21 protein-coding genes are annotated in these 24,489 nt (G+C 59.0%); 15 read left to right on the plus strand and 6 right to left on the minus strand.

The window, feature by feature from the left end; genetic code table 11:
• Nucleotides 1–6: 6 nt before the first annotated feature.
• Both ACQZ5F_RS24435 and ACQZ5F_RS24440 read right to left on the minus strand, forming a co-directional pair.
• The gene (locus tag ACQZ5F_RS24435) at nt 7–417 is read right to left on the minus strand and encodes a hypothetical protein (protein WP_046801681.1); all 411 of its coding nucleotides are present in this window, start codon (nt 415–417) and stop codon (nt 7–9) included.
• The gene (locus ACQZ5F_RS24440; RefSeq protein WP_046801680.1) at nt 417–1,670 is read right to left on the minus strand and encodes a sarcosine oxidase subunit beta family protein; all 1,254 of its coding nucleotides are present in this window, start codon (nt 1,668–1,670) and stop codon (nt 417–419) included. Before ACQZ5F_RS24440 ends, ACQZ5F_RS24435 begins: the two co-directional genes overlap by 1 nt.
• 318 nt (nt 1,671–1,988) lie before the next feature.
• On the opposite strand from ACQZ5F_RS24440, the gene rpsU reads away from it, so the two are divergent.
• Both rpsU and ACQZ5F_RS24450 read left to right on the plus strand, forming a co-directional pair.
• Nucleotides 1,989–2,216, plus strand: coding sequence for a 30S ribosomal protein S21 (gene rpsU / locus ACQZ5F_RS24445; RefSeq protein ID WP_006313768.1), 228 nt, complete (start codon nt 1,989–1,991; stop codon nt 2,214–2,216).
• Between the two features lie 135 nt (nt 2,217–2,351).
• On the plus strand, nt 2,352–3,248 hold the full coding sequence (locus ACQZ5F_RS24450) for a tetratricopeptide repeat protein (RefSeq protein ID WP_046801679.1): 897 nt from the start codon (nt 2,352–2,354) through the stop codon (nt 3,246–3,248).
• Nucleotides 3,249–3,322: 74 nt separating this feature from the next.
• On the opposite strand, the gene ACQZ5F_RS24455 is transcribed toward ACQZ5F_RS24450, so the two are convergent.
• Nucleotides 3,323–3,589: a DUF6074 family protein gene (locus ACQZ5F_RS24455; RefSeq protein ID WP_046801678.1), complete on the minus strand. Its 267-nt coding sequence runs from the start codon at nt 3,587–3,589 to the stop codon at nt 3,323–3,325.
• A gap of 339 nt (nt 3,590–3,928) precedes the next feature.
• Between ACQZ5F_RS24455 and ACQZ5F_RS24460 the strand changes: the two genes are divergently transcribed.
• From ACQZ5F_RS24460 to ACQZ5F_RS24470, 3 genes are all read left to right on the plus strand, one after another.
• Nucleotides 3,929–4,207 carry an exopolysaccharide production repressor protein gene (locus ACQZ5F_RS24460; protein ID WP_046801677.1) on the plus strand — a complete coding sequence of 93 codons (279 nt, stop codon included), beginning with the start codon at nt 3,929–3,931 and terminating at the stop codon, nt 4,205–4,207.
• 109 nt (nt 4,208–4,316) lie between these two features.
• A complete protein-coding gene (locus tag ACQZ5F_RS24465; protein ID WP_046801676.1) occupies nt 4,317–5,309 on the plus strand; it encodes a glycosyltransferase family 2 protein in 993 nt (330 codons plus the stop codon).
• 231 nt (nt 5,310–5,540) lie between these two features.
• Nucleotides 5,541–6,482, plus strand: coding sequence for an IS110 family RNA-guided transposase (locus tag ACQZ5F_RS24470; protein WP_225338037.1), 942 nt, complete (start codon nt 5,541–5,543; stop codon nt 6,480–6,482).
• A gap of 156 nt (nt 6,483–6,638) precedes the next feature.
• On the opposite strand, the gene ACQZ5F_RS24475 is transcribed toward ACQZ5F_RS24470, so the two are convergent.
• A complete protein-coding gene (locus ACQZ5F_RS24475) occupies nt 6,639–7,607 on the minus strand; it encodes a polysaccharide pyruvyl transferase family protein (protein WP_225338036.1) in 969 nt (322 codons plus the stop codon).
• 51 nt (nt 7,608–7,658) lie between these two features.
• Nucleotides 7,659–8,624: a glycosyltransferase family A protein gene (locus ACQZ5F_RS24480; RefSeq protein WP_225244731.1), complete on the minus strand. Its 966-nt coding sequence runs from the start codon at nt 8,622–8,624 to the stop codon at nt 7,659–7,661.
• Nucleotides 8,625–8,743: 119 nt separating this feature from the next.
• Here ACQZ5F_RS24480 and ACQZ5F_RS24485 point away from each other — a divergent pair, with 119 nt between their 5' ends.
• The 10 genes from ACQZ5F_RS24485 (at nt 8,744) to ACQZ5F_RS24530 (ending at nt 21,239) form a co-directional block, all read left to right on the plus strand.
• A complete protein-coding gene (locus ACQZ5F_RS24485) occupies nt 8,744–10,222 on the plus strand; it encodes a lipopolysaccharide biosynthesis protein (protein ID WP_046801673.1) in 1,479 nt (492 codons plus the stop codon).
• A gap of 409 nt (nt 10,223–10,631) precedes the next feature.
• Nucleotides 10,632–11,741: an acyltransferase family protein gene (locus ACQZ5F_RS24490; RefSeq protein ID WP_225244834.1), complete on the plus strand. Its 1,110-nt coding sequence runs from the start codon at nt 10,632–10,634 to the stop codon at nt 11,739–11,741.
• Nucleotides 11,742–11,745: 4 nt separating this feature from the next.
• Nucleotides 11,746–12,537 (plus strand): endo-1,3-1,4-beta-glycanase ExoK, encoded by a 792-nt coding sequence (exoK, locus tag ACQZ5F_RS24495; RefSeq protein ID WP_225338035.1) that lies wholly within the window; start codon nt 11,746–11,748, stop codon nt 12,535–12,537.
• A gap of 65 nt (nt 12,538–12,602) precedes the next feature.
• Complete coding sequence (locus tag ACQZ5F_RS24500) at nt 12,603–13,784, plus strand: glycosyltransferase family protein (protein WP_225338034.1); 1,182 nt, start codon at nt 12,603–12,605, stop codon at nt 13,782–13,784.
• A 17-nt stretch (nt 13,785–13,801) separates the two neighbouring features.
• Entirely contained in the window at nt 13,802–14,800 is a 999-nt protein-coding gene (locus ACQZ5F_RS24505) for a glycosyltransferase family 2 protein (RefSeq protein WP_225338033.1), read from the plus strand.
• Nucleotides 14,797–15,741: a glycosyltransferase family 2 protein gene (locus tag ACQZ5F_RS24510; protein WP_225338032.1), complete on the plus strand. Its 945-nt coding sequence runs from the start codon at nt 14,797–14,799 to the stop codon at nt 15,739–15,741. Before ACQZ5F_RS24505 ends, ACQZ5F_RS24510 begins: the two co-directional genes overlap by 4 nt.
• Nucleotides 15,741–16,736 carry a glycosyltransferase family 2 protein gene (locus ACQZ5F_RS24515; RefSeq protein ID WP_225338031.1) on the plus strand — a complete coding sequence of 332 codons (996 nt, stop codon included), beginning with the start codon at nt 15,741–15,743 and terminating at the stop codon, nt 16,734–16,736. The genes ACQZ5F_RS24510 and ACQZ5F_RS24515 overlap by 1 nt, the downstream gene beginning before the upstream one ends.
• A 67-nt stretch (nt 16,737–16,803) precedes the next feature.
• A complete protein-coding gene (locus ACQZ5F_RS24520; RefSeq protein WP_046801667.1) occupies nt 16,804–17,709 on the plus strand; it encodes a UTP--glucose-1-phosphate uridylyltransferase in 906 nt (301 codons plus the stop codon).
• A 108-nt stretch (nt 17,710–17,817) separates the two neighbouring features.
• Nucleotides 17,818–20,166 (plus strand): polysaccharide biosynthesis tyrosine autokinase, encoded by a 2,349-nt coding sequence (locus ACQZ5F_RS24525; protein ID WP_225338030.1) that lies wholly within the window; start codon nt 17,818–17,820, stop codon nt 20,164–20,166.
• Between the two features lie 128 nt (nt 20,167–20,294).
• Nucleotides 20,295–21,239 carry a 2-hydroxyacid dehydrogenase gene (locus ACQZ5F_RS24530; protein ID WP_225338029.1) on the plus strand — a complete coding sequence of 315 codons (945 nt, stop codon included), beginning with the start codon at nt 20,295–20,297 and terminating at the stop codon, nt 21,237–21,239.
• Between the two features lie 22 nt (nt 21,240–21,261).
• Here the strand turns inward: ACQZ5F_RS24530 and ACQZ5F_RS24535 are convergent, their stop codons facing one another.
• On the minus strand, nt 21,262–24,231 hold the full coding sequence (locus ACQZ5F_RS24535) for a PAS domain S-box protein (protein WP_225338028.1): 2,970 nt from the start codon (nt 24,229–24,231) through the stop codon (nt 21,262–21,264).
• Between the last annotated feature and the right edge of the window lie 258 nt (nt 24,232–24,489).

The following is a 24,489-nucleotide window of genomic DNA, read 5'->3' on the forward strand; positions in this document are numbered from 1 at the left end:
CTCCACCTAGAGAGAATTTTCCGGAAGGACGCTTCCGGCGGGTTGGTCACATAGCCGCTTTCCCATCGCAACAAAGGGGGAAAGCCGCGTCAGAAGCTGCGCGAAATTATCGAAGGGGCGTAGCGCCGAGGCCCGGCCCATATTGACGATGGCAACCGCCATCATGTCGGTATCGATTGCGAAGGGATAGTCCTGCTCGCCATCCTCCTTCTCGCCGACGAAATAGACCATCTTGTCCGCGAGACTTGGAGCACACAGCAGCAGGCCTTTTTCCGCCACGAAAGGCCAGTCTTTCTCACCCTGCATCTTCGCAATTTTTTGACTGCGAAAATCCTCGGCCTCGGGAATGATGCTGCCGACGGGCACGACCGCGACCGCGCCAGATATATTGATCGCAAGCACAGCCGCCGCCAGCATCAATGCGCCACCGCGGCAGCGGCGGCCTCATCGATGAGCCGGCCGGTGCGGAACCGGTCGAGTGTCAGCCCGGCGGCAAGGCGATGCGGCTCACCGCGGGCGATGAGATGGGCAAAGAGATTGGCCGAACCCGGCGTCGCCTTGAAACCACCCGTACCCCAGCCGCAATTGACAAAGAGGTTCGGCACCGGCGTCACGCTCTGGATGGCCGAACGGTCGGGCGTATTGTCGGTAATGCCGCCCCATTGGCGCATCATCTTGACACGACGGAAGATCGGGAACAGCTCGCAGATGGCATCGAGCGTATGGGTGATGATCTGCAGGCCGCCGGTCTGGGAATAGGAATTATACTGGTCCGTGCCAGCGCCAATGACCAGTTCCCCCTTGTCGGACTGCGAAATATAGGCGTGCACCGTGTTGGACATCACGACGCAGGGGAAGATCGGCTTCAGCGGCTCTGACACCAGCGCCTGCAGCGGGTTGGAATGCAGGGGCACCCGCACATCCGCCATCTTCATGAGAACCGAGGAGTGGCCGGCGGCGGAAACGCCGATCTTCTTGGCGCCGATGAAACCGCGATTGGTTTCGACACCCGTCACTGCCCCGTCCGGCCCGCGCCTGATGGCCGTGACCTCGCAATTCTGGATGATGTGCACACCGCGGTCGGAGGCGGCGCGGGCATAGCCCCAGGCCACCGCATCGTGGCGCGCCGTGCCGCCACGGCGCTGGAGTGCTGCGCCATTGATCGGATAACGCGCATTGCCGGAAATATCGAGCGGCGGACAATAGGCTTTGGCCTGTTCGGGCGTCAGCCACTCATTGTCGATACCATAGAGACGGTTGGCATTGATGTGCCGGCTGAAGGACTGCCGGTCGTGAATATTGTGCGACAACATCATCACGCCACGCGCTGAATACATGACGTTGTAATTGAGATCCTGGCTCAGGCCTTCCCACAGCTTGAGGGAATGCTCGTAAATATCCATGCTCTCTTCATAGAGATAGTTGGAACGGATGATGGTGGTGTTGCGGCCGGTATTGCCGCCGCCAAGCCAGCCCTTTTCCAGCACCGCGACATTGGTGATGCCGTGTTCCTTTGCAAGATAATAGGCCGCCCCCAGCCCGTGGCCGCCGCCGCCGATGATGATGACATCGTAATCCTTGCGCGGCTCGGGTGATGCCCATTGCGCATCCCAGCCTTTATGACCCCTGAGCGCCTCACGCGCCACGGCAAAAACGGAATATTTGCGCATTCGCAATCTGCTCCTCAAGAACCGGCCAGAAACCGGAAGCATAGTTCCGGCCTGTATCATACACATGGCAAATCGGGATGGGAGGCAATATCCATTTTGCGACGCCGCAATGCTTTTGTTTCGACATGACCGCGAGAATAGCGGAGGGGTCGCATTTTAGCTGTTGTTTGCGGGTTATCGGCTGGACTTGGCGTAAATGATCTGATAATGCACGACACCAATCGCACGGCTAAAAAGGCCAAGCGAACGATTTTGTGTTTGCGTGCGAATGCCTTTATTCGCACAGCAAGATAACCAAACTAAAGGAACGGGTTTAACGTGCAGGTACTAGTCCGCGACAATAACGTTGATCAGGCGCTTCGCGCCCTCAAGAAAAAGATGCAGCGCGAAGGCATTTTCCGTGAAATGAAAATGCGCGATTATTACGAAAAGCCCTCCCAGAAGCGCGCCCGCGAAAAGGCTGAAGCCGTTCGCCGCGTTCGCAAGCTGGCACGCAAGCGCGCACAGCGCGAAGGTCTGATTGCGGCCCCGCGCGCGAGCCGTTAATAGGCCGTCTTTTGGACGTTTTTGAATGCTTGTTGGGCGGGGGCGATCAATTCGCCGCCGCTCTTTGTGTTTGTGGTCGGAGACAAATCGTGGGACAACGATTATGAGACCGGCCTGCGAGGGAACCCACACCGAATGATCGCTGTCGATGCCTGTGTTGTGAAAAACTCCGATGCCTCCACGCGGCGGGTGCCATTGAAAAACAACAGAGGGTTTCGTGCTTCTCTGGTCGTCTGCACCGTGCTCGCCGGTCTTTCCGGTTGCGCGACATCCAACCAGACGGAAGACGTGTTCAGGATCGACCGCGCCCAGGGCTCGCAGGAAAACATCGCCTCGCTCACCTCGGTCATCAACGCCAATCCGCAGGATCCGGAAGGCTACAATGTCCGTGGCTCGGCTTACGGCCGCGCGGGTGATTCCCGCCGCGCCATCGAAGACTTCAACAAGGCATTGCAGCTGAACCCGCGCTTCTACCAGGCTTACGCCAACCGCGCGCTGGTTTATCGCAACTCCGGTCAGCAGCAGCAGGCCCTGCAGGATTATAACGCCGCCCTGCAGATCAACGCGAGCTATGATGTGGCGCTGATCGGCCGTGGCAATCTTTACCGCCAGTCGGGACGGGTCAACGAAGCGTTCGACGATTTCTCCCGCGCCATCCAGCTTGAAACCACGGATGGACGCGCATGGCACAATCGCGGCTTGATCTACCAGCTGCGCAACCAGCACGCCCAGGCCATCGAGGACTTCTCCAAGGCGATTTCCCTGTCTTCCACCTCGCCGGAACCCTATAACGGCCGTGGCCTCTCCTATGTCGCCTTGAACGACGACGAAAACGCCTTCGCGGATTTCAATCACGCTATTTCGCTTGATGGCAACGTCGCCGAATCCTGGGCCAACCAGGCGTTGGTCTATGAGCGGCGCGGCGAGATGGCCAAGGCCGCCAAGTCCTATTCCCACGCGGCGCGGCTCGATCCGAAATACAAGCCGGCGCTCGATGGTGTTGCCCGCACACGCGGCGCCAGCGCCTCCTGAAGCCAGGCGGACGCCAACAAAAAAGCCGGCGGTGCAAAGCACACGCCGGCTTTTTTATGAGAAAACTTAAAGCCTCAATGGCTATCGCGACGAGCCTCGGGGGCAGCATCGCCGGACCACAATTCGGCCTGCACCGCGTTTTGAAATTCCATCACCTCGTGCCGCATGGCAGCGTCTTCATAGCCCAATCCCGTCAGATAAGCGGCCAGTTCACGGCACTCCCTGCGCCAGAAATCATTCGCCTCCACACCATGCAGACGGTCAAGCATGGTTGCGCACCGTTTTACGTCGGCAATGCGGTTCTTTGCCGGAAAGGCGATTACTTCTGAACTCGTCGTCACGCGGGCACCCTGCTCTTCGAGGAATCAATACCGACTTTTTAAAGGCGAGATGGTTAACGAAGTCTGCAGGGCGGCGGAGACAACCCGCAATAGCCTATCAAAGAGCGATTCTATGCCTGTCCGAAGCCAGAAACCGGGTTTCAAAACAGACCCGACAGAGGGAAATCATCGATTACCAAGGAATTTACCAATCAAGATTACCGAAATTTCATGCTGCGCCAGATAGAAGAAGTATATGTGTGTTGAAACAACACCAGTCTCATCGTATATTTCTTGCAAAGAAAAAAAATGCCGCAGCGCAGCCAAAAACGGAGAAATCGTTCTCGGGAGGAGAGCACCATGTATGCACCTCGTGTTTTTTTCAGCATGATCGGTGCGTTGCTTACCTTTGCGGTTGCTACATATTTCATTCACGGGTCGTTCTATACGGCGTTCATCCAGACCCTCATCTGCGCCGTCCTTCTGCAAGTCGGTTATTTTATTGCAATTCTGGTTCTGGTCGCCCGCGAAAAGCGCCGGTTGCGTGAGACATTCGCACATGATCGCAGCGCTGAAACCATGACGGCCGAAACAGCCAAAAGCGCCCCGCCGCATGGCGCGAAACTCACCGATATGTAAGCTTTCAAGCATCGGCTTTTATTGCGTCGCAAAAAAATCGCTTGCATCCACATCCCTGACACTTTCTGCTGGCCAAATCCTGACGGTCGTCAAAGCAAAAGGACATCCCATGGTGAGTGGTTCACAGCCCATTTGCGTCATCATCGCTGCGAAAAATGCATCCGAAACGATCGATATCGCCATCCGCTCCGCGCTTGTGGAACCGGAGGTCGGCGAAGTGGTGGTGATCGACGATGGTTCCACCGATACGACAAGCGATGTCGCGCATGCGGCAGATGACGGTAGCGGTCGCTTGCGGGTGGTGCGATTCGACGTCAACCGCGGACCTTCCGCTGCCCGCAACCATGCGATCTCAATTTCATCTGCGCCGCTTATCAGCATCCTCGATGCGGACGACTTTTTTTTCAGGGGCCGTTTCACCGCCATGCTGGCCGATGATGACTGGGATCTGGTCGCCGACAATATCGCCTTCATCCAGCAATCGGTTCCGGGCGCATCCTCCATGCAGCCGGCCCGCTTCGAACCTGAGGCCCGGTTCCTGTCGCTTGCGGAATTCGTGGAAGGCAATATTTCCAGGCCCGGCGTGGAGCGCGGAGAGACAGGTTTCCTGAAACCGGTGATACGCCGCAACTTTCTCGACAAACATGCGCTGCGCTACGACGAGGCCCTGCGGCTGGGCGAAGATTACGAGCTTTACGTTCGCGCGCTTGCCGCCGGCGCCCGCTACAAGGTCATCCGCCATTGCGGTTACGGCGCGATCGTGCGCGGCAATTCGCTGAGCGGGCGTCACAGCACCGAGGACCTTCGCCGCTTATACGAGGCGGACAGGTCCATCCTCGCTGGCTGCAGGCTGTCCGCCAACGAAGCGGCGATCCTTCGAGAACATGAAAAACATATCCGCGCCAAATTCGAGCTTCGCCATTTTCTCGATGCGAAAAAGCAGAAAGGCATGGGCGGCGCGCTAACCCACGCTCTTGCACGCCTGCCCGCCCTGCCCGCCATCACGCGCGGTATCCTGACCGATAAGACCGCGCGTTTCCGCAAGCCGTCGCAGCCGGTGCGGGACGTGCGATATCTTCTGGAGGGGACGCCGGTTTCGTAAGGGGAAAGACAACCTCGGCTAATTCTCCGCCGTCATCCTCGGGCTTGTGTGGACGATTTGTGGTTTACTTGGATGCATCAGCCGGGCAGCGCAAGCCCGGCTGATGCAGGCAGGCGGCCGTTTTTTCGGGCTGGTTTAGACAGCCGAGGTCAAGCAAGGCCCTGCCTGCTCCCTTTGACCCCGAACGGTTGATCGGGCTTTTGCCCGCACCACAAGCCTGGGAGCAAGGCCATGATACACGATATCGCCGTCGTCGGCATCGACGTTTCCAAGCAGTACTTCGACATCCATATCCACCCCACCGGCAAAAGCTTTCGTTGCGGCTCGTCACCGGATGAGATCGCACAGCTGGCCCGGCGCCTTAGGGAACTGGGGCCGGTGGCCGTCGGCCTCGAAGCCTCGGGCGGTTATGAAAGCAGGCTGGCCGATGGTCTTCATGCCGCCGGCCTTGAGGTTTATGCCGTCGCCCCCGCCCGCGTGCGCGGCTTTGCCCGCGCCATCGGTCAACTGGCAAAGACCGACCGGATCGATGCGGCCATGATCGCTCGCTATCTGATGGCGGTGCGGTCCAACCTCACCCCTCACGCGCCTGATCCTTCTTGCCGCAGGCTGAGTGCGATCGGCGCCCACCGCCGACGCCTGCTGGCCGAAAAGAGCGGGCTCGTCAGCCAGCTCGACACTATCGACGAACCGCTGGTGCGCGACCTGATCGAGGAACGCCTGCGGACTATCGCACAGGATATCGCCACATTGGATGCGGCAATCGGTGATGTGCTGGCGCAGACGCCGCGGTTGCGCAAAAGCCATGCGCGCCTTCGCCAGGTCACCGGCGTCGGGCCGGTCCTGGCAACGGCACTGCTTGCCGACATGCCGGAACTGGGCAAAGTCTCCTCAAAGGTCGCCGCCGCCCTTCTCGGTGTCGCGCCCTATGCGCGCCAGTCGGGCGCATCGGACCGAAACGGACGATGTGCGGGCGGCAGAAAGCACCTGCGCGACATCGCCTACATGGCCGCGCTCAGCGCCATCAAGGTAAGGGACCCTGTCCTCGGCGACTTCTATCAAAGGCTCAGAACGCGCGGTAAGCCCTTCAAACTCGCCATGATCGCAACCGTGCGAAAACTCATCACGATCCTCAACGCTATCGCTCGATCAGACCCTGCTTTCCAGCAATAACTCCACGGTTGCTTGTCCCGAGGATCTACGCCGTATCGTATAATCGGTCGGTTGCAGATGCTCGGGACAGGCCCGAGCATGACGATGGAGACGTTAGAGGATGGCATCCTCAAGCAAATGCGGCAGAAAATTCTCTGCCGCATCCGCTCTTCACCCTCAAAGATAATCGCGCTTGATCGTTTCCAGAACGGCGGAAAAACGCTCCTTTCGCTCTTCCAGCCTGCCATCCGGGCTGAGACGTGGTTCCGCCCGGCTTGCCTGCCAGAGCGCGAGCGTGGAAGGGGCGGCCAGAACCTGCTTGGCCAGCTTGCGCAACGACGTTGACTGGCTTTCCTGCGGCCTGACCAGCACATCGCCTTCATGCGCCGGGCCCCCATGCGCCAAAACGGAGCCGGTCTCGGCAATGACGGGGGCTGGCGGCGGCGGAAAATTCATGCCCCAGAAGCGCGAGCCCTTTTTTGCCGCCTCGGCACGGGTGGAAACAGGCACGTAACGCGGCTGATATTCCACGCCGACGGTGCCTGCCCAATCACTCCATTTGAAGCTGTTGATCGAGGGGGATGTGCTAACTGCGACCCATGGCACGCGGAACGCATCGGCAAGGATTGCGCCATGCATGGATTCGGCGACGATGAATTCCGATTGGGCAATGGCACGGATGACCGATTTCGCCTCGCCGCGCGGGTCTAGATAGGTCAGCCCCGCCGGTTCACAGACCGTTTCCCACATGCCAAATTCCGCCGACTCCCAATGGGGAACGAAGGTCTTCTTGTGGAGTTTCGGCAGGCCTTTGAAGTCCGGCATCTCGGTGACCATGACGGCGGGATCGACGATGCCCATTTCCGGCGTAAGCCCGAGCTTGGCGGCGGTTTTTTCGCCGCGCACACAGCGAATATCCCAGAACCCGGTGCCCGTATCCGGCACCGCGCCATAGCCATAACCGCTGCCGATGACCAGCTTGCGCTGTTTTGCCGGCAGCAGGGTGTCGTTCAGCACGGTGCCGACGCCGACAAGCATGACATCGTCATGCACGTCGCGCAGGCCTGGAAGCAGAAAATCCCACAGCCACAGATTGAGATCGTCACCGAAATTGCCGTGATGCGATTCCCAGTGGTAAGGTTTCATGAGGTCACTCCTGGGTGAAAAACATATAAATTCTTGCAGGCAAGAATTCGCTCATCTTGTACGAACGATTTTTCCTGCGCCGAGCTCAAAAGCGGCGCGCAGCAGTGCGGGATCGCGCATTGCCCATTTCAAGAGCAGCCCGAATTCGGGAATTTTACGCCGTTTCAGATTGCCCGCCTGACTCCACAGCGCCTGTTTGCGGGCCGTGTTTTTATAGGAAGCGATCGATGCCACATCGGCCGGCCGGCGGGAAAAACGTCCCTCCAGAGTGTCGAGTGCCACCCAGGTATTGAACTGCTGACGCAGGAATTCCGGCGAGGCATTATCGATGCTGTGGAAGATATTGACCCCCATGCCGCGCATCGCACCGGCATCGTCACAGAGCAGCGTCCGCTTCGATGCAAGGATGGAATCGCAGAAAAACAGTACATCTTCCGCAGCCAATCTCAGCGCCGGATCGAAGCGTATCTTTTCAAAAAGCGGACGGCCAATCACCATGCAGGAGAGGTGCAGGAAACTCCAGTTCCGTAGCATGACGCTTGCGAGATCCGGGAGTTCGATCACCAGCGGCTTCTCGGAAAGCCTTGCCGCACCTTCGTTCTTTTCCAATTCTGAAATGGCGAAATGGTAATAAAATTCGTCACTTGCCTGCATCGACGCCCAATAGCACTCGCCGCCATAGGTCTCTAGCGCGAAGGCGGCATTCCGCAGATGATCGGGTGTCCAGATATCGTCCGAATCGAGAAAAGCTACGTAATCGCTACCATCAGGCACATTGTCGAGACCGGTATTGCGCGCGCCGCCAGGCCCGCCATTGGCCTGCTTAATGACAAGAATCCGGTCTTTCTCACCCTGCGAAAGTTCCGCAAGTTCGCTTTCGATCGGATATGGCGATTCGTCATCGACGATGACAAGATCGAAATCCTGGTAAGTCTGCGCAAAAACCGATGCGAGTGCACGTCCAAGAATTCCGTGCTGCTTTTGGTAATAGGGAATGACGACAGTAAATCTTGCCATTGTTTCGCCCCTTGCGTTGATCAAGAAGTGTCGGGCCCGATCCTAAAAGCGGCCCCGATGGTATCGGCAACTCCCAACCGGCGATCCTCCCCGCCGGCCTCCAGAAACAGGATGCTTGTATGCCCCCAGCTCCAAATGTAAAGACCATCACCACCAATGTGGGGTGGAGCGTCCTGTCAAAAACAGGGACATTCGGGCTTAAGTTTGTCACGGTCCCCATTCTTGCAAGACTGCTTTCCCCGGAAGAATTCGGCGTGGTTGCAGTAGGACTTACGGTTGTACAGTTTCTGACCATGATTGCCGGCGCGGGGCTGACCTCTGCGCTGATCGTCGAAAAGGAAGAGGATATGGATACGATCCATACCGTCTTCTGGGCCAATCTGGCGATTTCCTGCACCATGGCCGCCGTTCTCTACATCTTCGCGGAATTTTTCGGCGGTCTGCTGGGCGCGGTGGAGAGCGCTTACCTGCTGCGCATCATGGCCTTCCTCATTCCGCTGCAGCTCGCGGGCGATGTCGCCTATTCGCTCTTGGCCCGACGCATGAACTTCAGCAAGGACGCGCTCTGGAGCATGGCGTCAGAAAGCATTGCGGCGGTGGTCGCCGTGGCTCTGGCGCTTCTCGGCTTTGGGGTCTGGGCGCTCATCATCCAGCTTTTTGCGGCGGCCCTCATCCGGCTTGTCGGGCTTTATGCCGTTTCGCGCTATTGCCCGCGCTTCGTCATGAAACCGCGCCGTCTGGTGCCGCTTCTCGGCTTCAGCTCCGGGCTGATGGGCTCGGAAATCGCCAATTTCGTCACCTTCCAGTCACCGATGGTGGTCATCGCCCGGCATCTTGGCCTTGCCGATGCCGGCGCCTATTCCGCCTCCAACCGCTTTGCCAGCATTCCCAACCAGGTGGTGCTCTCGGCGGTCATGGGCGTGTTGTTTCCCGCCTTCAGCCGCATGATGGACGATCCGCAACGTCGTCGCGATGCGCTGATGTTCAGCACGCAGGTGCTGACCGTGCTGCTGGCGCCGATGATGTTCGGCCTCTGGGCCGTGGCCGAGCCCGCCATGCTGGTCATCTTCGGGCAGAACTGGGCCTATGCCTGGCCGGTTCTCGGGCTTCTGGCTCTGTCAAAAGCCATTCTGACGCCGTGCAGCACCTTCATCCCCTATTTGAAGGGCGCGGGGTACGGCCGTGTGCTGTTCTGGTCGGCGACGATCCGCGCCATCGTCACCACCGTCGCGGTCTGGCTCGCCGCGATTTATGGCACGCTGATCGATGCCATGGTGTGGCTCTGCATCGTCAATGCGGTAACGCTGGTCGCCTATTCCTGGGCGGTGTTCAAGGCGAGCGACACGCCGTTTCTCCGCGGCCTTTATGTCAGCAGCAGGCCAATGATCGCAGCGTTGATCATGGCTGTTTCGGTGCGTTATCTGCTTCATATGCTTGCAGACCGTGTGCCAAGCGCCACCCTTCAGGTTCTCGTCGGTGCTGCCGTCGGCGGCGTCATCTATGCGGTGCTGATCCTGTTGACGGAACGCGCGCTGCTGGGGAAAATCTTCGGAATGGTGAAATCGCGGCGCATGCGGGATGCTGCAACCCAAGGTTAGAAAATTCGCGGAAAAACGCGCCTCATTTCCGCCGTTAAGCGACCTTGCCGCGGTGATTTCATTCACTGCGACAAGGCAGCACCCCCTCTCTTTTTGCGGCGCAGCATCACGACAAATGACAAATTCACACGCTTCAGCGATTTTTAACGATGCGTGATTTTAGAAAAAATCTATTAATTTCAGTTATTTGATTTTTTAAGATCGCGGAAATGGCGCTGACGCCAGACAATCACCCGCAAAATCTAATCTTGTGTTTTTCCCGCGTCGCCACATTTTATCCCAAAGTCGAAACCAGACTTTCCAGTGCGGGCTTAAGTTCGCTCTGGTTGCAACGCGGCGTGGGGAGACGCCGCCAATAGGGGTGACTGATGTGACTGTCGATCAGAACCTATCCTCCCGTATCAATTTGATGCGCATATTGTTGATTTCAGGAATCGTGTTCGTCCATGTGCCGCACGATGCCGAAACCAGCCCATTTCTTGGCCTTTATGGCTTCTTCGACTGGCTGCGGGTTTTTCTGGGCGATGCGCTGTTTCGCATCGGCGTGCCCTGTCTCAGCGCCATTTCCGGTTACCTGCTGTTTCGCCGCGGCATGAGTGGTTTCGATTATCCGGCGACGATCCGTTCCAAGTCGAAAACCGTGCTACTGCCCTTCCTTCTGTGGAATGGTGCGCTGTTTGCCGCCGTGTTGCTCATCCAGCTCTTCGATCTGGGCGTGGGGTATTTCCCTGATCTGTGGAATGCCAGCCCGCGTGAAATCATCAGCCACGGTACGGCGCTCGAAGAGCTGCCGGTGAATGTACCGCTGTATTTCCTGCGTGACCTTTTCGTCTGCATCCTGCTGTCGCCGGTGCTCGCCTTTCTGATGCGCCGGTTCGCGCTGCCGACGCTCGCGATCCTGCTCTTCATCACCGCCATGCCGGACCTGACGATCTTCATCGTCCAGAAGAAATCCATCCTTTTCAGTTTTTCGCTCGGCATTGCGCTTGCGCTGCACCGTGTCGATGTCAAGGCTCTCGATCCCTATGCCGTGCCGATCATGGCGCTGACCTTTGCGGCTTCGGCCATGCTGGCCACCGGCCTTTATTTCACCGGCCCGGAATTCACCTTCTGGCTCAACATGTCACGCAATCTTTTGGCCGTCTTCGGCGCGCTCGGCTTCTGGGTTTCCTCCGCTATCCTGATCCGCAGCCGGCTTGGCCAGCGGCTTGCCGAAACCGGCAGCCTGAGCTTCTGGATTTTCTGCGCCCATTACCCCCTGCTCGTCATCATGTGGATGGTGTGGAACAAGGGCGGACCGGATTTCTACCCCGCTTTTTATATTAGCGCGACGCTTTCAGCCTTCGTCATTCTGGTGATTAGCAATGCTCAGACCCGCAAATACCTGCCGGCCGTCTATGGCGTGCTGACCGGAAGCCGCAGCGGCAAATCAAAACCGAAAGCCGATTTTACGGCAAAACGGGGCGCCATCATCGGCCCGCCCACATCCGAAACACTTTATTCGCAACGACAGAGGTGAACCAATGACAACATTTGTCACCCGCGTTCAGACACGCATCTTTCTTGCCACAGCCCTTTCGGCCACAGCTTTTGCAGCGCCGGTCCATGCGCAGGAAGGCAACGGCACGTCCTTCATCGAGAACTTCGATTCCATGGACAGGTCATTCTGGTACGTTTCCGACGGCTGGAACAATGGCGCGCATCAGAACTGCACCTGGTCGAAGAAACTGGCGACGGTGGAAAACGGCCAGCTGACACTCGGTTTTGAAGAAGCCAAGGCGGGCGAGCGCAACTTCGCCTGCGGTGAAATCCAGACCAAGGGGCGGTATCGCTACGGCACCTATGAAACGCGCATGAAGGCCGCCACCGGCTCGGGTCTGAACTCGGCCTTCTTCACCTATATCGGCCCGACCGACAAGAAACCGCACGATGAAATCGATTTCGAGGTGCTGGGCAAGAATACGGGCAAGGTGCAGCTCAACCAGTATATCTCCGCCAAGGGCGGTAACGAAAAACTGGTACCGGTGGAAGGCGGAGCCGATGCCGGCTTTAACGATTACGCCTTCGTCTGGGAGCCTCAGCGCCTGCGTTATTACGTCAACGGCAAGCTCGTCCATGAAGTGACGGACGAGACGAAAATCCCGCAAAGTGCCCAGAAGATTTTCTTCAGCCTGTGGGGCACCGACACGCTGAAGGATTGGATGGGCGCCTTTTCCTATTCCGGCGCAACGCAAATGATCGTTGACCGGTTTGCCTTCACGGCGCTCGGCGACAAATGCCAGTTCCCGGAATCCATCGCCTGCGCCCTCAACTGACTATTTTTTGAACCGAAACGTAGGCCGCAGCGTCTTCGACGCATGAAAGCAACCGGAACCCCTGCATGACCCATGTCCTTTATCTCGCGCATGATCTGTCGGACCCCGCCATTCGCCGGCGGGTGCTGACCTTGCTTGCGGGTGGGGCGCGGGTGACGCTGGCCGGCTTCCGGCGCGGAAATAACCGGCTCGCGGGCATCGACGGCCTCATGCCCGTCGTGCTTGGGGAAACCGCCGACGGGCAGTTTCTGCAGCGCATGGCGGCGGTGGCGAAAGCCAGCCTCTCGCTTGGCAAGACCTTGGGCGGCATTCCGGTTCCCGATGTCATTCTTGCCAGAAACCTGGAAATGCTGGCGCTGGCAAAGCGGGCCATGTCGATCTATGCCGGGCAACCGGCGCTGGTTTATGAATGTCTCGACATTCACCGCCTGCTTCTCAACAAGGGCAAGCCCGGACAGCTGCTGAATGCCGCCCAGCGTTATTTCGCACGCGATGCCAAACTGCTGGTGACGAGTTCCCCGGCCTTCGTGGAGCATTATTTCAAACCGGTCTCGGGCCTCAACCTTCCGGTACTGCTTCAGGAAAACAAGGTTCTGGCGCTTGACGCCACCGTTGCCGCCACACCGCAACCACGCGCTCCCGCACCCGGCGAGCCTTGGAAAATCGGCTGGTTCGGTGCGCTGCGCTGCCGCAAATCGCTCGAAATCCTCGCTGAATTTGCCCGCCAAATGGAGGGCAAGGTCGAAATCATCCTGCGCGGCCGGCCAGCCTATTCGGAATTTGCCGATTTCGACGGCTTCGTTGCCGCTGCCCCGCACGTGCATTTCCATGGGCCTTACAAGAACCCCGAAGACCTTGCCGCCATCTATAACGAGGTGCAGTTCACCTGGGCGATCGACTTTTTCGAGGAAGGCCAGAATTCCAGCTGGCTGCTGCCCAACCGGCTTTATGAGGGCTGCCTTTACGGCACCCTGCCAATTGCGCTTGCCGGCACGGAAACCGCCCGCTTCATCGAAAAGCGCGATATCGGCTTCGTTCTGAACAAAGCGCAACCGGACGATCTGGCTACCCTGTTCGGCCAGATGGACCCGCAAACCTATACGAACGCCTTCAACACCCTCTCGGCGACAGACAGGAAACAATGGCTGACCGACCGCGACGATTGCCGTCTGCTAGTGCAGCAATTGTCCTCTCTTGCCAAATCCGCTTCCGGCCATGCCCGTGAAGCGCAGTTTTCACCCGTGTAGTGCGTAGGGGGCAAATCATGGAAGGTCTTGGTCATTCCGGCATCAGAACGCTGATCGTCATACCCTGCCTCAATGAGGCGAAGACGATCGAGGGACTGCTTGTCAAATTCACCGGCGCGATGCAGGGGCGTCTTTTCCGCATCGTGGTTGCCGATGGCGGCAGCACGGACGGAACCCGCGATATCGTTTCCGCCTTCGCCGCAAAGGATGATCGCGTCACGCTTCTCACCAATCCCAAGCGCATCCAGAGCGCCGGCATCAACCTTGCCGTTGCCACCTTTGGCCAAGAATTCGACTATATGATCCGCATCGACGCCCATGGCGATTATCCGGATGATTATTGCCAACGGCTGATCGAGGATGCGGAACGCACCGGCGCGGATTCCGTCGTCGTCGCCATGGATACGGTCGGCCACGGCCTGTTCCAGAAGGCGACGGCCATCGCCCAGAATTCCAAGCTCGGCAATGGTGGCTCCAAGCACCGCGAAGGCGCCAAAGGCCACTGGATCGACCACGGCCACCACGCGCTGATGCGGATTGCCGCTTTCGATGCCGTGGGCGGTTATGACGAGAGCTTCAGCCACAATGAGGATGCCGAGCTGGACTTCCGCCTGCGCAAATCCGGCTTCCGCATCTGGATGACCGACAAGACCCGCATGACCTATTATCCACGCGCGAGCGTCATGCCGCTGTTCCGGCAATACCTCGCCTATGGCCGCGGCCGGGCGAAGAACCTTTTGAAACATCGCTCGATCCCGAAAATCCGCCAGATGATCCCGCTCGCCGTGCTGCCGGTTTTCATCCTCGCGCTGCTGTCGCTTGTGCATTGGGTGGCACTTATTCCGCTCGGCCTCTGGATCGCCGCATGTGTGGGGTATGGCTTGTGGATGGCAATAGGTCAGAAAAACCCATACGGCCCGCTCGCCGCCTTTTCGGCGATGGTGATGCACCTGGCCTGGTCCACCGGCTTCTGGCTGGAACTCCTGAAATTCCGGGGAAGAAAGGCTGTCTCATGACCGACAACACCGTCACCCGCCCAGATGATTCGAGAACCGTCGATATCGGCATCTGCACCTACAGACGCCCGGCGCTCGTCGCCACACTTCTGTCACTCTTCGAGCTGGAGGTGCCGGAAGGCGTGACGGTTCGGCTGATTGTCGCCGATAATGACGAGGAGCCGAGCGCCAAGGCGAGTGTCGATCGCCTGCGCGAAAATGCGCCCTTCGAGATCACCTATGTGCATTGCCCGAAATCGAATATTTCGATTGCCCGCAATGCCTGCCTGTCAGAATGCAAGGCGGATTATCTGGCCTTCATCGACGATGACGAGACCGCCCCGCCGCACTGGCTCTCCGCCCTTCTGGAAAAGGCCGATGAAACCGGCGCGGAAACCGTTCTCGGCCCGGTGACGGCGGTTTACCGGGACAATGCGCCGGGCTGGATGAAACGCGGCGACTTTCACTCGACAGTCCCCGTCTGGGTCAATGGCGAGATCATCACCGGCTATACCTGCAATACGCTGCTCAAGATGGATGCACCCTCGGTGAAGGGCCGGCGCTTCGCGCTGGCGCTCGGCCAGAGCGGCGGCGAAGATACTCATTTCTTCTCGCATCTTCACGCCGCGGGCGGGCGTATCGTTTTTGCGGAAGACGCCGTCTTGTCGGAGCCGGTTCCGGAAAATCGCGCAAGCTTCATGTGGCTTGCCAAGCGCCGCTTCCGCTCCGGCCAGACCCATGGCCGTGTGCTGGCCGAAAAGAAGCCCGGCGCACGCCGCGTGGTGCAGGTGCTGAAGGCTGGCTCGAAAGTGCTGTATTGCGGCGTATTTGCAGCCTTAAGCGGCTTCAACGCCGTGCGCCGTAACCGCTATGCACTGCGTGCCGCATTGCATATGGGTTCGATGAGCGGCGCCTTCGGCGTGCGTGAAATCCGCCAATATGGCGCGGTGGAGGCGACCTGATGGAAAACCTCGCCTCGCCGCCCGATATCAGCTTCGTCATCGCCGCCTATAATGCCGCCGGTACGATTGAAGCCGCCGTTCAAAGCGCGCTCGACCAGCAGGGTGTGACGCTCGAAGTCGTCGTCGTGGATGACCGTTCCGCCGATGACACCATTGCGCTCGTGGAAGGTATCGCCATCATCGATCCGCGTGTCCGTCTGCTTGCTCTCGCAGAAAACCTCGGTCCGGGCGGTGCACGCAATGCCGGGATCGAAGCCGCGACCGGACGCTGGATCGCCGTGCTCGATTCCGACGATGTCATCCGCCCGGAGCGCTCCGCCTGCATGATGTGCCGGGCGGAAGCCGCCAATGCGGCAATTGCGGTCGATAATCTCGATGTCGTCTATACCGACGGCAGGCCCATGGAGACGATGTTTCCGGAAGAATTTCTGGAGGAACGGCCGGTTCTCACGCTCGAGGACTTCATTTCCTCCAACATTCTTTTCCGCGCCACCTTCAACTTCGGCTACATGAAGCCGATGTTCCGGCGCGATTTCCTCAATGGCGAGGGACTGCGCTTCCGCGAGGATATCCGCATCGGCGAGGATTATATCCTGCTCGCCTCGGCGCTCGCCGCCGGCGGTCTTTGCGTCATCGAACCGAAGCCGGGTTATGTCTACAATATCCGCGAAGGCTCGATTTCGCGCGTGCTCGAACTTCATCACGTCGAAGCGATGATGCGGGCGGACCAGGAGTTCCTGAGCCATTACACTTTGCTGCCCGCCGCCATGGATGCGCAGCAGGCGAGAGCCCGCAGCCTGCGGCTGGCGCATAATTTTTTGACATTGGTGGAAAACATCAAGAGCCGCTCAGTACTGGGCGCCTTGAAGACCACGATCAGGGATCCCGCCGTGCTGGGGCACTTAAGAATGCCCATTGCGGTGCGGCTGAGGAGGCTGCGGGACGCCATGTTTGCGCCCGCGGCGAATACAGGGGTGAAAAGACAGATTTCGTGAAATTGACGCGTGGACGAAATCTGCGCGGGGACTGGGGACAGATCAAACCTTGATGAAGGAGAACGCGATGGACCTGAACAAAACTGTCAGAAAAGCCGTCATTCCCGTAGCTGGCAACGGCACACGGTTTTTGCCCGCCACCAAGGCGATGCCGAAGGAAATGCTGACGATCGTCGATCGTCCAGTCGTGCAATATGCCGTTGACGAAGCCATGCAGGCCGGCATCGAACATATTATTTTCGTGACGAGCCGCAACAAGACCGCCATCGAAGACTATTTCGACAGCGCGCCTGAGCTCATCAATACGCTCACCCGCTCCGGTAAGACCGTGCAGGTGCTGCAGCTGGAAAAGATGCTGCCGGTTGCCGGCACCGTCAGCTATACGCGCCAGCAGGTGCCGCTCGGTCTCGGCCACGCCGTCTGGTGCGCGCGTGAACTGGTTGGCAAGGAGCCTTTTGCCCTGCTTCTGCCTGACATGGTGTCTTACGGCGCGCGCGGCTGCATTGCCGGGCTGATGGAGCTGTATGACGAAGTCGGCGGCAATATTCTCGGCGTCGAGGAATGCCTGCCCGAAGAAGTGTCGTCCTATGGTGTCGTCGGCGTCGGCCAGAAGGTCAATCACGGCTTTTCCGTCACCGAAATGGTCGAAAAGCCGGAACCATCCAAGGCGCCTTCGAATTATTACCTGAATGGCCGTTACATCCTGCAGCCGGAAATCTTCGATATTCTCGCCAGACAGGAGCGCGGCGCGGGCAATGAAATCCAGTTGACCGACGGCATGAAGCGGCTTGCCGAAAAGCAGGGTTTCCATGCGCAGAAATACAGCGGGCGCACTTTCGACTGCGGCAGCAAGCAGGGCTTCATCGCCGCCAATGTTGCCTTTTCGCTGATGCGCGCCGACATGGAGGCGCAGGTTCTCGCTTCCGTGAAGGAGCTGGTGGCAAACCACGAAAGCCGCGTTCGGGCGGCCTGACTTTAATCGCGCCGCCGGGGAGGCGGCTGGCGCACCAATAACGGGGGGCGGGAAGGCGAGCCAAGGCTCGGCTTCCCGCGTACCATTTTTAATTCACAAGGTAGGTCCATGCACCACAAGACCTTTAAATCCAACATCGGCTTTCCGGATTCCGGCAAGGATTCCGACACGTTTATCGACCTCGACCGCCTGTGGGCCGCCGTGGTTCGCCGTGCCAATGTCATTGCCGCTTCGGTCATCGCCGCCGTGGTTCTGGCCGGCCTTTATCTGGTGCTTGCGACCCCCGTTTACACCGCGATGACGCAGGTGCTGCTGGATGAAAGCCTTTCCCGTTATGCGGAAGAGGAATCGCCGGTGCCTGCCGCGCAGATCGTCGACAACCGCATTGCCAGCGCCGTGGAAATTCTGAAATCCAAGGAAATGGCATTGACCGTGGTGGACAAGGCCAAGCTCGATGAGAACGACATCATCGTCAATCCGCCGATGTCGCCGGTAGAGCTCGTCAAATCCTCCGTGCGCGGCATTCTCGATCTCGTCCTGCCGGGCGATCCGCCGGTTTCCGAAGCCGCAATCCGCGCCGGACGCCGCGAAAAGGCCGCCGCAATTCTGCAGCAGTCGCTAACGGTAGAGCGTGTCGGCCGCAGTTCCGTCATAGCCATCTCCACCCGCTCGACCGACCGGCAGCTGGCCGCGCAGATCGCCAAGACCTATGCGCAGGCCTACCTCACCGAACAGCTGAACGCCAATTTCGACGCCAGCGAACGCGCCTCGGTTTGGTTGCAGGAGCGCATGACCGACCTCAACCAGCGCGCCCAGGCGGCTGAGCTTGCGGTGCAGAAATTCAAGTCGGACAATAATATCGTCTCCTCGCGCGGCGAGTTGATGTCGGAAGGCCAGCTTGCCGATCTCAACGGCCAGTTGATTGCGGCTCAGGCGGATGCCGCAACGGCCTCTGCCCGCTATAACCAGTATAAGTCGATCATCGACCGCGGACCTGACGTGGCTGTTGATAACGCCGTCGTTTCGGCACGCGACACCGACAATTCGGTCATTCAGGATCTGCGCAAACGCTACATCACCATTTCCGACCGGCAGCAGGGCATCGTCCAGCAATTCGGCGCCGATCACCCGCAGGCGATCGCACTGGATGCCGAAAAGAAAGAGGTTTCGCGGCAGATCTATCAGGAACTGCAACAGCTGACCGGCAGTCTGAAGAACGAATTCGACGTCGCCAATTCCCGCGTGCAGTCGTTGCGCGACAATATCGAAGGCGTTGCCGGCCGCAATTCGCAGGCCAATATCACCATGGTGCAATTGCGCGAGCTCGAGCAACGGGCAACCGCGCTGCGAACCCTCTACCAGTCCTATCTCGGTCGTTTCGAGGAGGCCTCGCAGAAACAGTCGCTGCCGATCGCCAAGGCCCGCATCATCTCTGAAGCCGGTCTGCCGACAGCCCCTTCCAGCCCGAAAAAGACCATGACCATGGCGCTTTCGGTCATTCTCGGCCTGATGCTGGGCGGCGGTATTGCTGCACTTCTCGAGTTCCGCGACCGGTTTTTCCACACCGGCAACGATGTGCGCGACAATCTGCGCATGCGCTTTCTGGGCTACCTGCCGTTTATCGGCGAAAGGGGCGTGGAAACAGCAAAACCGGGCACCAGCGCCGCCACCCCCGGCGGCGAGAATGCCACGCTTGATGAAAGCGGTCAGGTCTCGTTCCAGAAGATGCTGCGTCTTGCGGTCGACAGCCCGCGCTCCAGCTTTGCGGAGACGCTGCGCAACGTGAAACTGACGGCGGATGTCGTCATTCAGGAGCGCCAGTGCCGGGTCATTGGCGTCATTTCCTGCCTGCCGAACGAGGGCAAGTCGGTCGTGGCGCTCAATCTGGCCGGGCTGATCGCCTCCACCGGCAAACGCACCCTGGTGGTGGATGCCGATATCCGCAATCCCGGCCTCAGCCGCATGCTGACCACACGGCAATCCGCCGGTCTGGTGGAAGTCGTTCTTGACGAAATTCCATGGACCCAGGCGGTGAAGGTCGATACGCGCACAAAGATGGGCATTCTGCCGGTTTCCACCAGCAACCAGTTCGCCCATTCCAGCGAATTGCTGGCTTCCTCCGGCATGCGCAAATTCATCGATCAGGCACGCGAGGCCTGCGATTACATCATCGTCGACCTTGCACCGGTGGTCCCCGTCATCGACGCCAAGGCCTTTGCGCCGCAGGTGGACGGCTTCGTTTTCGTCACCGAATGGGGCAAGACGCCGATCCAGATGGTGCAGAACCTGATGGCCAACGAACCGCAGATCGCCAACAAGACGCTGGGCATCGTGCTCAACAAGACCGACATGACGGAATTGCAGCGTTATGCCGGCCCGGGTGGTTCGGAGCATTATCACGAGAGCTTCTCGGCCTATTACGGCGACGCCAAGCCGCCGGTGAAGGAAAACGCCTGATAACAGAACGGCCCGGGAAACCGGGCCGTTTTCATTCTATTGAAGTTTAAAACGACAGGCCTATGGTATTACCCCACAAAACTGCGCATTGATGGCGGCACCGTCATAATCAAGCAGGACCTGTTTTCATGTCATCACCCATCGCCTTTGTTTCGCGGATGAATGCGGAAACGGAAGCCGTCTGGAAGCACGCGCTTCGTGCCGCCATGCCGCAGGAAGAAATCCTCTCCTTTTCCGAATTGACCAACGAGCAGAGACGGGCCGTGGATTTCGCCATCGTCGCCAATCCCGATCCGGCCGATATTGCCGCATTGCCGGGCCTGACGTGGATTCACAGTCTCTGGGCGGGCGTCGAGCGGCTGGTGCTGGAACTGGGCGACAAGGCTCCGCCCATCGTCCGGCTGAAGGATCCGGAGCTTTCACGCGTCATGGCCGAAGCCGTGCTGGCCTGGACTTATTATCTGCAACGCGACATGCCGGCCTATCGCGACAACCAGCAGAAGACACTCTGGCAGGAGTTCGATTACCGCCATCCGCGCGAGATGACCGTCGGCCTCCTTGGCCTCGGCGCACTTGGCGCGGCCGCGGCCGAACGCTTGCGCCACGCCGGCTTCAACGTTGCCGGCTGGAGCCGCTCCGCCAAGGCGATCGGCGGCGTGGAAACGCTGACCGGGGATGACGGGCTGCAAACATTGCTGGAAAAGAGCGACATTCTCGTCTGTCTCGTGCCGCTCACCGATGCGACACGCGGTCTTCTCGATGCCGGCCGTCTCGCCGCGATGAAAAACGGCGCAGCACTCATCAACTTCGCCCGTGGCGCGGTCATCATTGCCGAGGATCTGATTGCGGCACTCGATTCCGGGAGGCTTTCGCATGCCGTTCTCGATGTCTTCGAGCAGGAGCCATTGCCCGTCTCTTCCGCCTTCTGGCAGCACCCGAAGGTCACCGTCCTGCCGCATATTTCCGCGCCGACAAGCCGCGAAAGCTCAGCCCGGATTGTCGCCGGCAATGTTTACACATGGCGCGAAACAGGTACGCTCCCGGAAACGGTCGATATGGCGCGCGGTTACTGACCCTGCAAAAATGGCAGGCGGCCTATTCGGCCGCCACCGTTCCGCCTGCATGGGCCAATTCGACAGCGGAGATGATCTGCTGTTCGTCATAGGGCTTGGTCAACAGTACCGCATTTTCTGGCGCACCTTCGGGCAGATGGCTATCACCAGTCGCAAAGACGACGGCCATGCCCGGCTTTCGGCGCAGGGCCTCCACTGCCAGTTCACCGCCCTTCATGTCAGGCAGGCCGATATCGGTCACGAGAACATCGATATGTTCCGCCTCGACCACCTTCAGCGCCTGTGCCGCATTTCCGGCTTCGACGACAATAAAGCCGCAATCGGACAGCATCTCCGTCGAATTCATCCGGATCAATTCGTCATCCTCCACCAGAAGGACGCGTATCGTGCTGTTTTCGTTGGGCCGCGCGGCTTCCGCTGGCTTTGAATGACCCGATGCCGATGCCGGCCGTGCCTTCGACAACGAAACCTGCTTGCGGTTGGCGATGACGTGGCGAATGCGCCGCGCCAGCGCTTCCCGCGTATAGGGCTTGGAGAGAAGTTCCACCCCGGCATCCAGCTTGCCGCCATGCACGATGGAATTTTCCGTATAACCCGAGGTGAAGAGGACGGCGAGATTGGGCAGGCGTTCCTGAGCGCGGCGCGCCATTTCCCGGCTTTTCAAAGGCCCCGGCATCACCACATCGGTGAAGACGACATCGATCGGGACGCCGCTTTCCACCACCGTCAGACCCGCCTGCGCATCGCGGGCGGTGAGTACGCGGTAACCGAGATCGCTCAGCGTCTCGACAACGGTGCTGCGCACCTCTTCGTCATCCTCAACGACAAGTATGGTTTCCGTTCCACCCTCAACGGGGCCGGTATGCACCACCACTTCACGATCTTCGTCGGCAGCCGAGCGCGGCAGATACATCTTGACCGTCGTGCCCTGCCCTGGCTCACTGTAGATATTGACGTGGCCACTGGACTGTTTCGCGAAACCATAGACCATAGAAAGGCCAAGGCCAGTGCCCTTGCCCTCCGGTTTGGTCGAAAAGAAAGGCTCGAAGACCTTTTCCAGAATTTCCGGAGACATGCCGGAGCCGGTGTCGGTAACGGCGAGCATGACATACTGCCCCGCCGAAACCTCGGAATGTTTGCGGGCATAATCACGGTCGAGAACCGCATTGCCGACCTCGATCGTCAGCTTGCCGTGCCCTTCCATGGCGTCGCGCGCATTGATCGCCAGATTGAGCAGCGCATTTTCCACCTGGTTGGGGTCGGCATAAGTGTTCCACAGGCCGCCGGAGGTGATGACCTCCACCTCGATCGCCTCGCCGAGTGAACGGCGCAGCAGATCATCCATGCCGGTGACAAAACGGGCGATGTTGATGACACGCGGCTCCAGCGCCTGACGCCGCCCGAAGGCCAGAAGCTGGCTGGCGAGCTTTGCGCCGCGATGGACGCCGGCAAGCGCGTTTTCCAGCCGCCGCTCGGCCCGCTCATTGCCGATCACATCCTTCGACAGCAATTGCAGATTACCCGCAATCACCTGGAGGAGATTATTGAAATCATGCGCCACGCCGCCGGTCAGCTGACCGATGGATTCCATTTTCTGCGCCTGCTGCAAGGCTCTTTCGGTCTGGCGGCGTTCAGCCATTTCCGTCTCGACGCGGGCTTCAAGGCCTTCGTTCAACTGGCGAAGCTGCTCTTCCGCCCGGATACGGTGACGAATCTCGCGCTCGAGATTGCTCGCATGGTCCTTGAGGGTGTTTTCCGCCCGGCGCTGTTCGGTGACGTCGGTATGGACACCGACCCATTCCGCAATGACGCCGGCCTTGTCGAAAATCGGTACGCCACGGATCGCAAAGGTACGGTAGACACCGTCATGACGGCGAACGCGATGTTCCCACACATAGGTCGCTCTGGCCGAAACCGCCTTTTTCCAGCTTTCGAGCGAATGTTCACGGTCGTCAGGATGAACCGCCTCAACCCAACCGGCCCCCTGATATTCCTCAAAGCTCTGGCCGGTCAGCGCCCCCCAGGCGGGTTGCTCTCCCAGCATCCTGCCATCGGCGCTGTTGGTCCACAGCACGCCATGCACGGCATCCACCGCCGCACGGAACCGATTGTTGCTGAGCAGTATTTCCTGCTCGGATCGTTTTCTATCCTCGATATCGATGATCAGCACATAAATGCCGTCGATGGAGCCATCGGCGATGTAGCGCGGAACATAACGGATTTCAGCGGCGCGAGTGGTCCCGTCCGGTCTCTGGATCACGGTATCGGAAACGATCTTTTCACCGCCGAGTGCGCGGTCGAGATAGGCCCGCCGGGCCTCGAAAAACGTCTCGCCGACAATCTCGGGAACACTGCGGCCGATCACCTCGTTGGCGCTGCGACCGAACCATTCCAGATAACCGTCATTAGCAAACTTATAAACGTAGTCGCGATCGACATATCCCACCAGGATCGGCAGGGCGTTGGTAAGCCGGCTCAGTTCCTTACGGCTCTGCTCCAGCGCCTCCACCGCCTTCACCTTGTCGGTGTTTTCAAGGACGGTGCACAAGACACCATCCACGGTGCCGCCATCATTGTAGATCGGCGTGTAGAACAGGTCGAAGATGACCTCTTCCGGCAGGCCATTGCGCATCAGCGTCATCGGCTGGTCGCGATAGGCCATGACCTCGCCGCGAAAACCCGCCTCCAGAATGCGGCTGTTCCAGTCCCAGATTTCCGGCCAGATACCGGGCACCGTGCCGCCCAGCGCCCGGGGATGATAATTGCCGGCTATCTCCGCATAACCGTCATTATAGATCATCACGTGATCCGCGCCCCACATCAGCACCTGCGGAATGGGAGAATTAACGACGGAATTGGCCTTCTGCCTCAGGTTTTGCGGCCATTCGTTAATCGAACCGAGCGATGTCTTCGACCAGTCGAAAACGCGCACGAGCTCACCCGTTTCACCGCCACCGATCGGCCATACCGGGGCAGCACGAAGATTGGTCATTCAATATCACCACAAAAACAGAGACGAAATTTCCCGTAATACAGAACCGGATAAAAGTCCAAGAAAACAGAAGCTTCCGTTTATTGTTCCCGGCTTTTCGCAATTTCGGAAAAGTTCCATTTTTTGCAGGACGTCCGCAGGGGCGCCCGGCAAGGTTAAGGAACATCGCCGCCCCAATGTCGCAAATTGTGCACCCTCACCCGTAATGGTGGGCAATTGCCGGACAATTGATTGACAATTGCCATCCTCAATACGCCA

The organism is Agrobacterium sp. 22-210-1 (assembly GCF_053522525.1).

Excerpts from the sequence above, each read along its gene's own strand:
- ACQZ5F_RS24485 (WP_046801673.1), top strand. The coding sequence starts at position 8,744 with ATGCCCCCAGCTCCAAATGTAAAGACCATCACCACCAATGTGGGGTGG.
- ACQZ5F_RS24475 (WP_225338036.1), bottom strand. The coding sequence starts at position 7,607 with ATGAAACCTTACCACTGGGAATCGCATCACGGCAATTTCGGTGACGAT.
- ACQZ5F_RS24510 (WP_225338032.1), top strand. The coding sequence starts at position 14,797 with ATGACCGACAACACCGTCACCCGCCCAGATGATTCGAGAACCGTCGAT.
- ACQZ5F_RS24435 (WP_046801681.1), bottom strand. The coding sequence starts at position 417 with ATGCTGGCGGCGGCTGTGCTTGCGATCAATATATCTGGCGCGGTCGCG.
- ACQZ5F_RS24535 (WP_225338028.1), bottom strand. The coding sequence starts at position 24,231 with ATGACCAATCTTCGTGCTGCCCCGGTATGGCCGATCGGTGGCGGTGAA.
- ACQZ5F_RS24505 (WP_225338033.1), top strand. The coding sequence starts at position 13,802 with ATGGAAGGTCTTGGTCATTCCGGCATCAGAACGCTGATCGTCATACCC.
- ACQZ5F_RS24450 (WP_046801679.1), top strand. The coding sequence starts at position 2,352 with ATGATCGCTGTCGATGCCTGTGTTGTGAAAAACTCCGATGCCTCCACG.
- ACQZ5F_RS24465 (WP_046801676.1), top strand. The coding sequence starts at position 4,317 with ATGGTGAGTGGTTCACAGCCCATTTGCGTCATCATCGCTGCGAAAAAT.
- ACQZ5F_RS24500 (WP_225338034.1), top strand. The coding sequence starts at position 12,603 with ATGACCCATGTCCTTTATCTCGCGCATGATCTGTCGGACCCCGCCATT.
- ACQZ5F_RS24515 (WP_225338031.1), top strand. The coding sequence starts at position 15,741 with ATGGAAAACCTCGCCTCGCCGCCCGATATCAGCTTCGTCATCGCCGCC.
- exoK (WP_225338035.1), top strand. The coding sequence starts at position 11,746 with ATGACAACATTTGTCACCCGCGTTCAGACACGCATCTTTCTTGCCACA.
- ACQZ5F_RS24525 (WP_225338030.1), top strand. The coding sequence starts at position 17,818 with ATGCACCACAAGACCTTTAAATCCAACATCGGCTTTCCGGATTCCGGC.
- ACQZ5F_RS24460 (WP_046801677.1), top strand. The coding sequence starts at position 3,929 with ATGTATGCACCTCGTGTTTTTTTCAGCATGATCGGTGCGTTGCTTACC.
- ACQZ5F_RS24490 (WP_225244834.1), top strand. The coding sequence starts at position 10,632 with ATGCGCATATTGTTGATTTCAGGAATCGTGTTCGTCCATGTGCCGCAC.
- ACQZ5F_RS24440 (WP_046801680.1), bottom strand. The coding sequence starts at position 1,670 with ATGCGCAAATATTCCGTTTTTGCCGTGGCGCGTGAGGCGCTCAGGGGT.
- ACQZ5F_RS24520 (WP_046801667.1), top strand. The coding sequence starts at position 16,804 with ATGGACCTGAACAAAACTGTCAGAAAAGCCGTCATTCCCGTAGCTGGC.
- ACQZ5F_RS24480 (WP_225244731.1), bottom strand. The coding sequence starts at position 8,624 with ATGGCAAGATTTACTGTCGTCATTCCCTATTACCAAAAGCAGCACGGA.
- ACQZ5F_RS24530 (WP_225338029.1), top strand. The coding sequence starts at position 20,295 with ATGTCATCACCCATCGCCTTTGTTTCGCGGATGAATGCGGAAACGGAA.
- ACQZ5F_RS24470 (WP_225338037.1), top strand. The coding sequence starts at position 5,541 with ATGATACACGATATCGCCGTCGTCGGCATCGACGTTTCCAAGCAGTAC.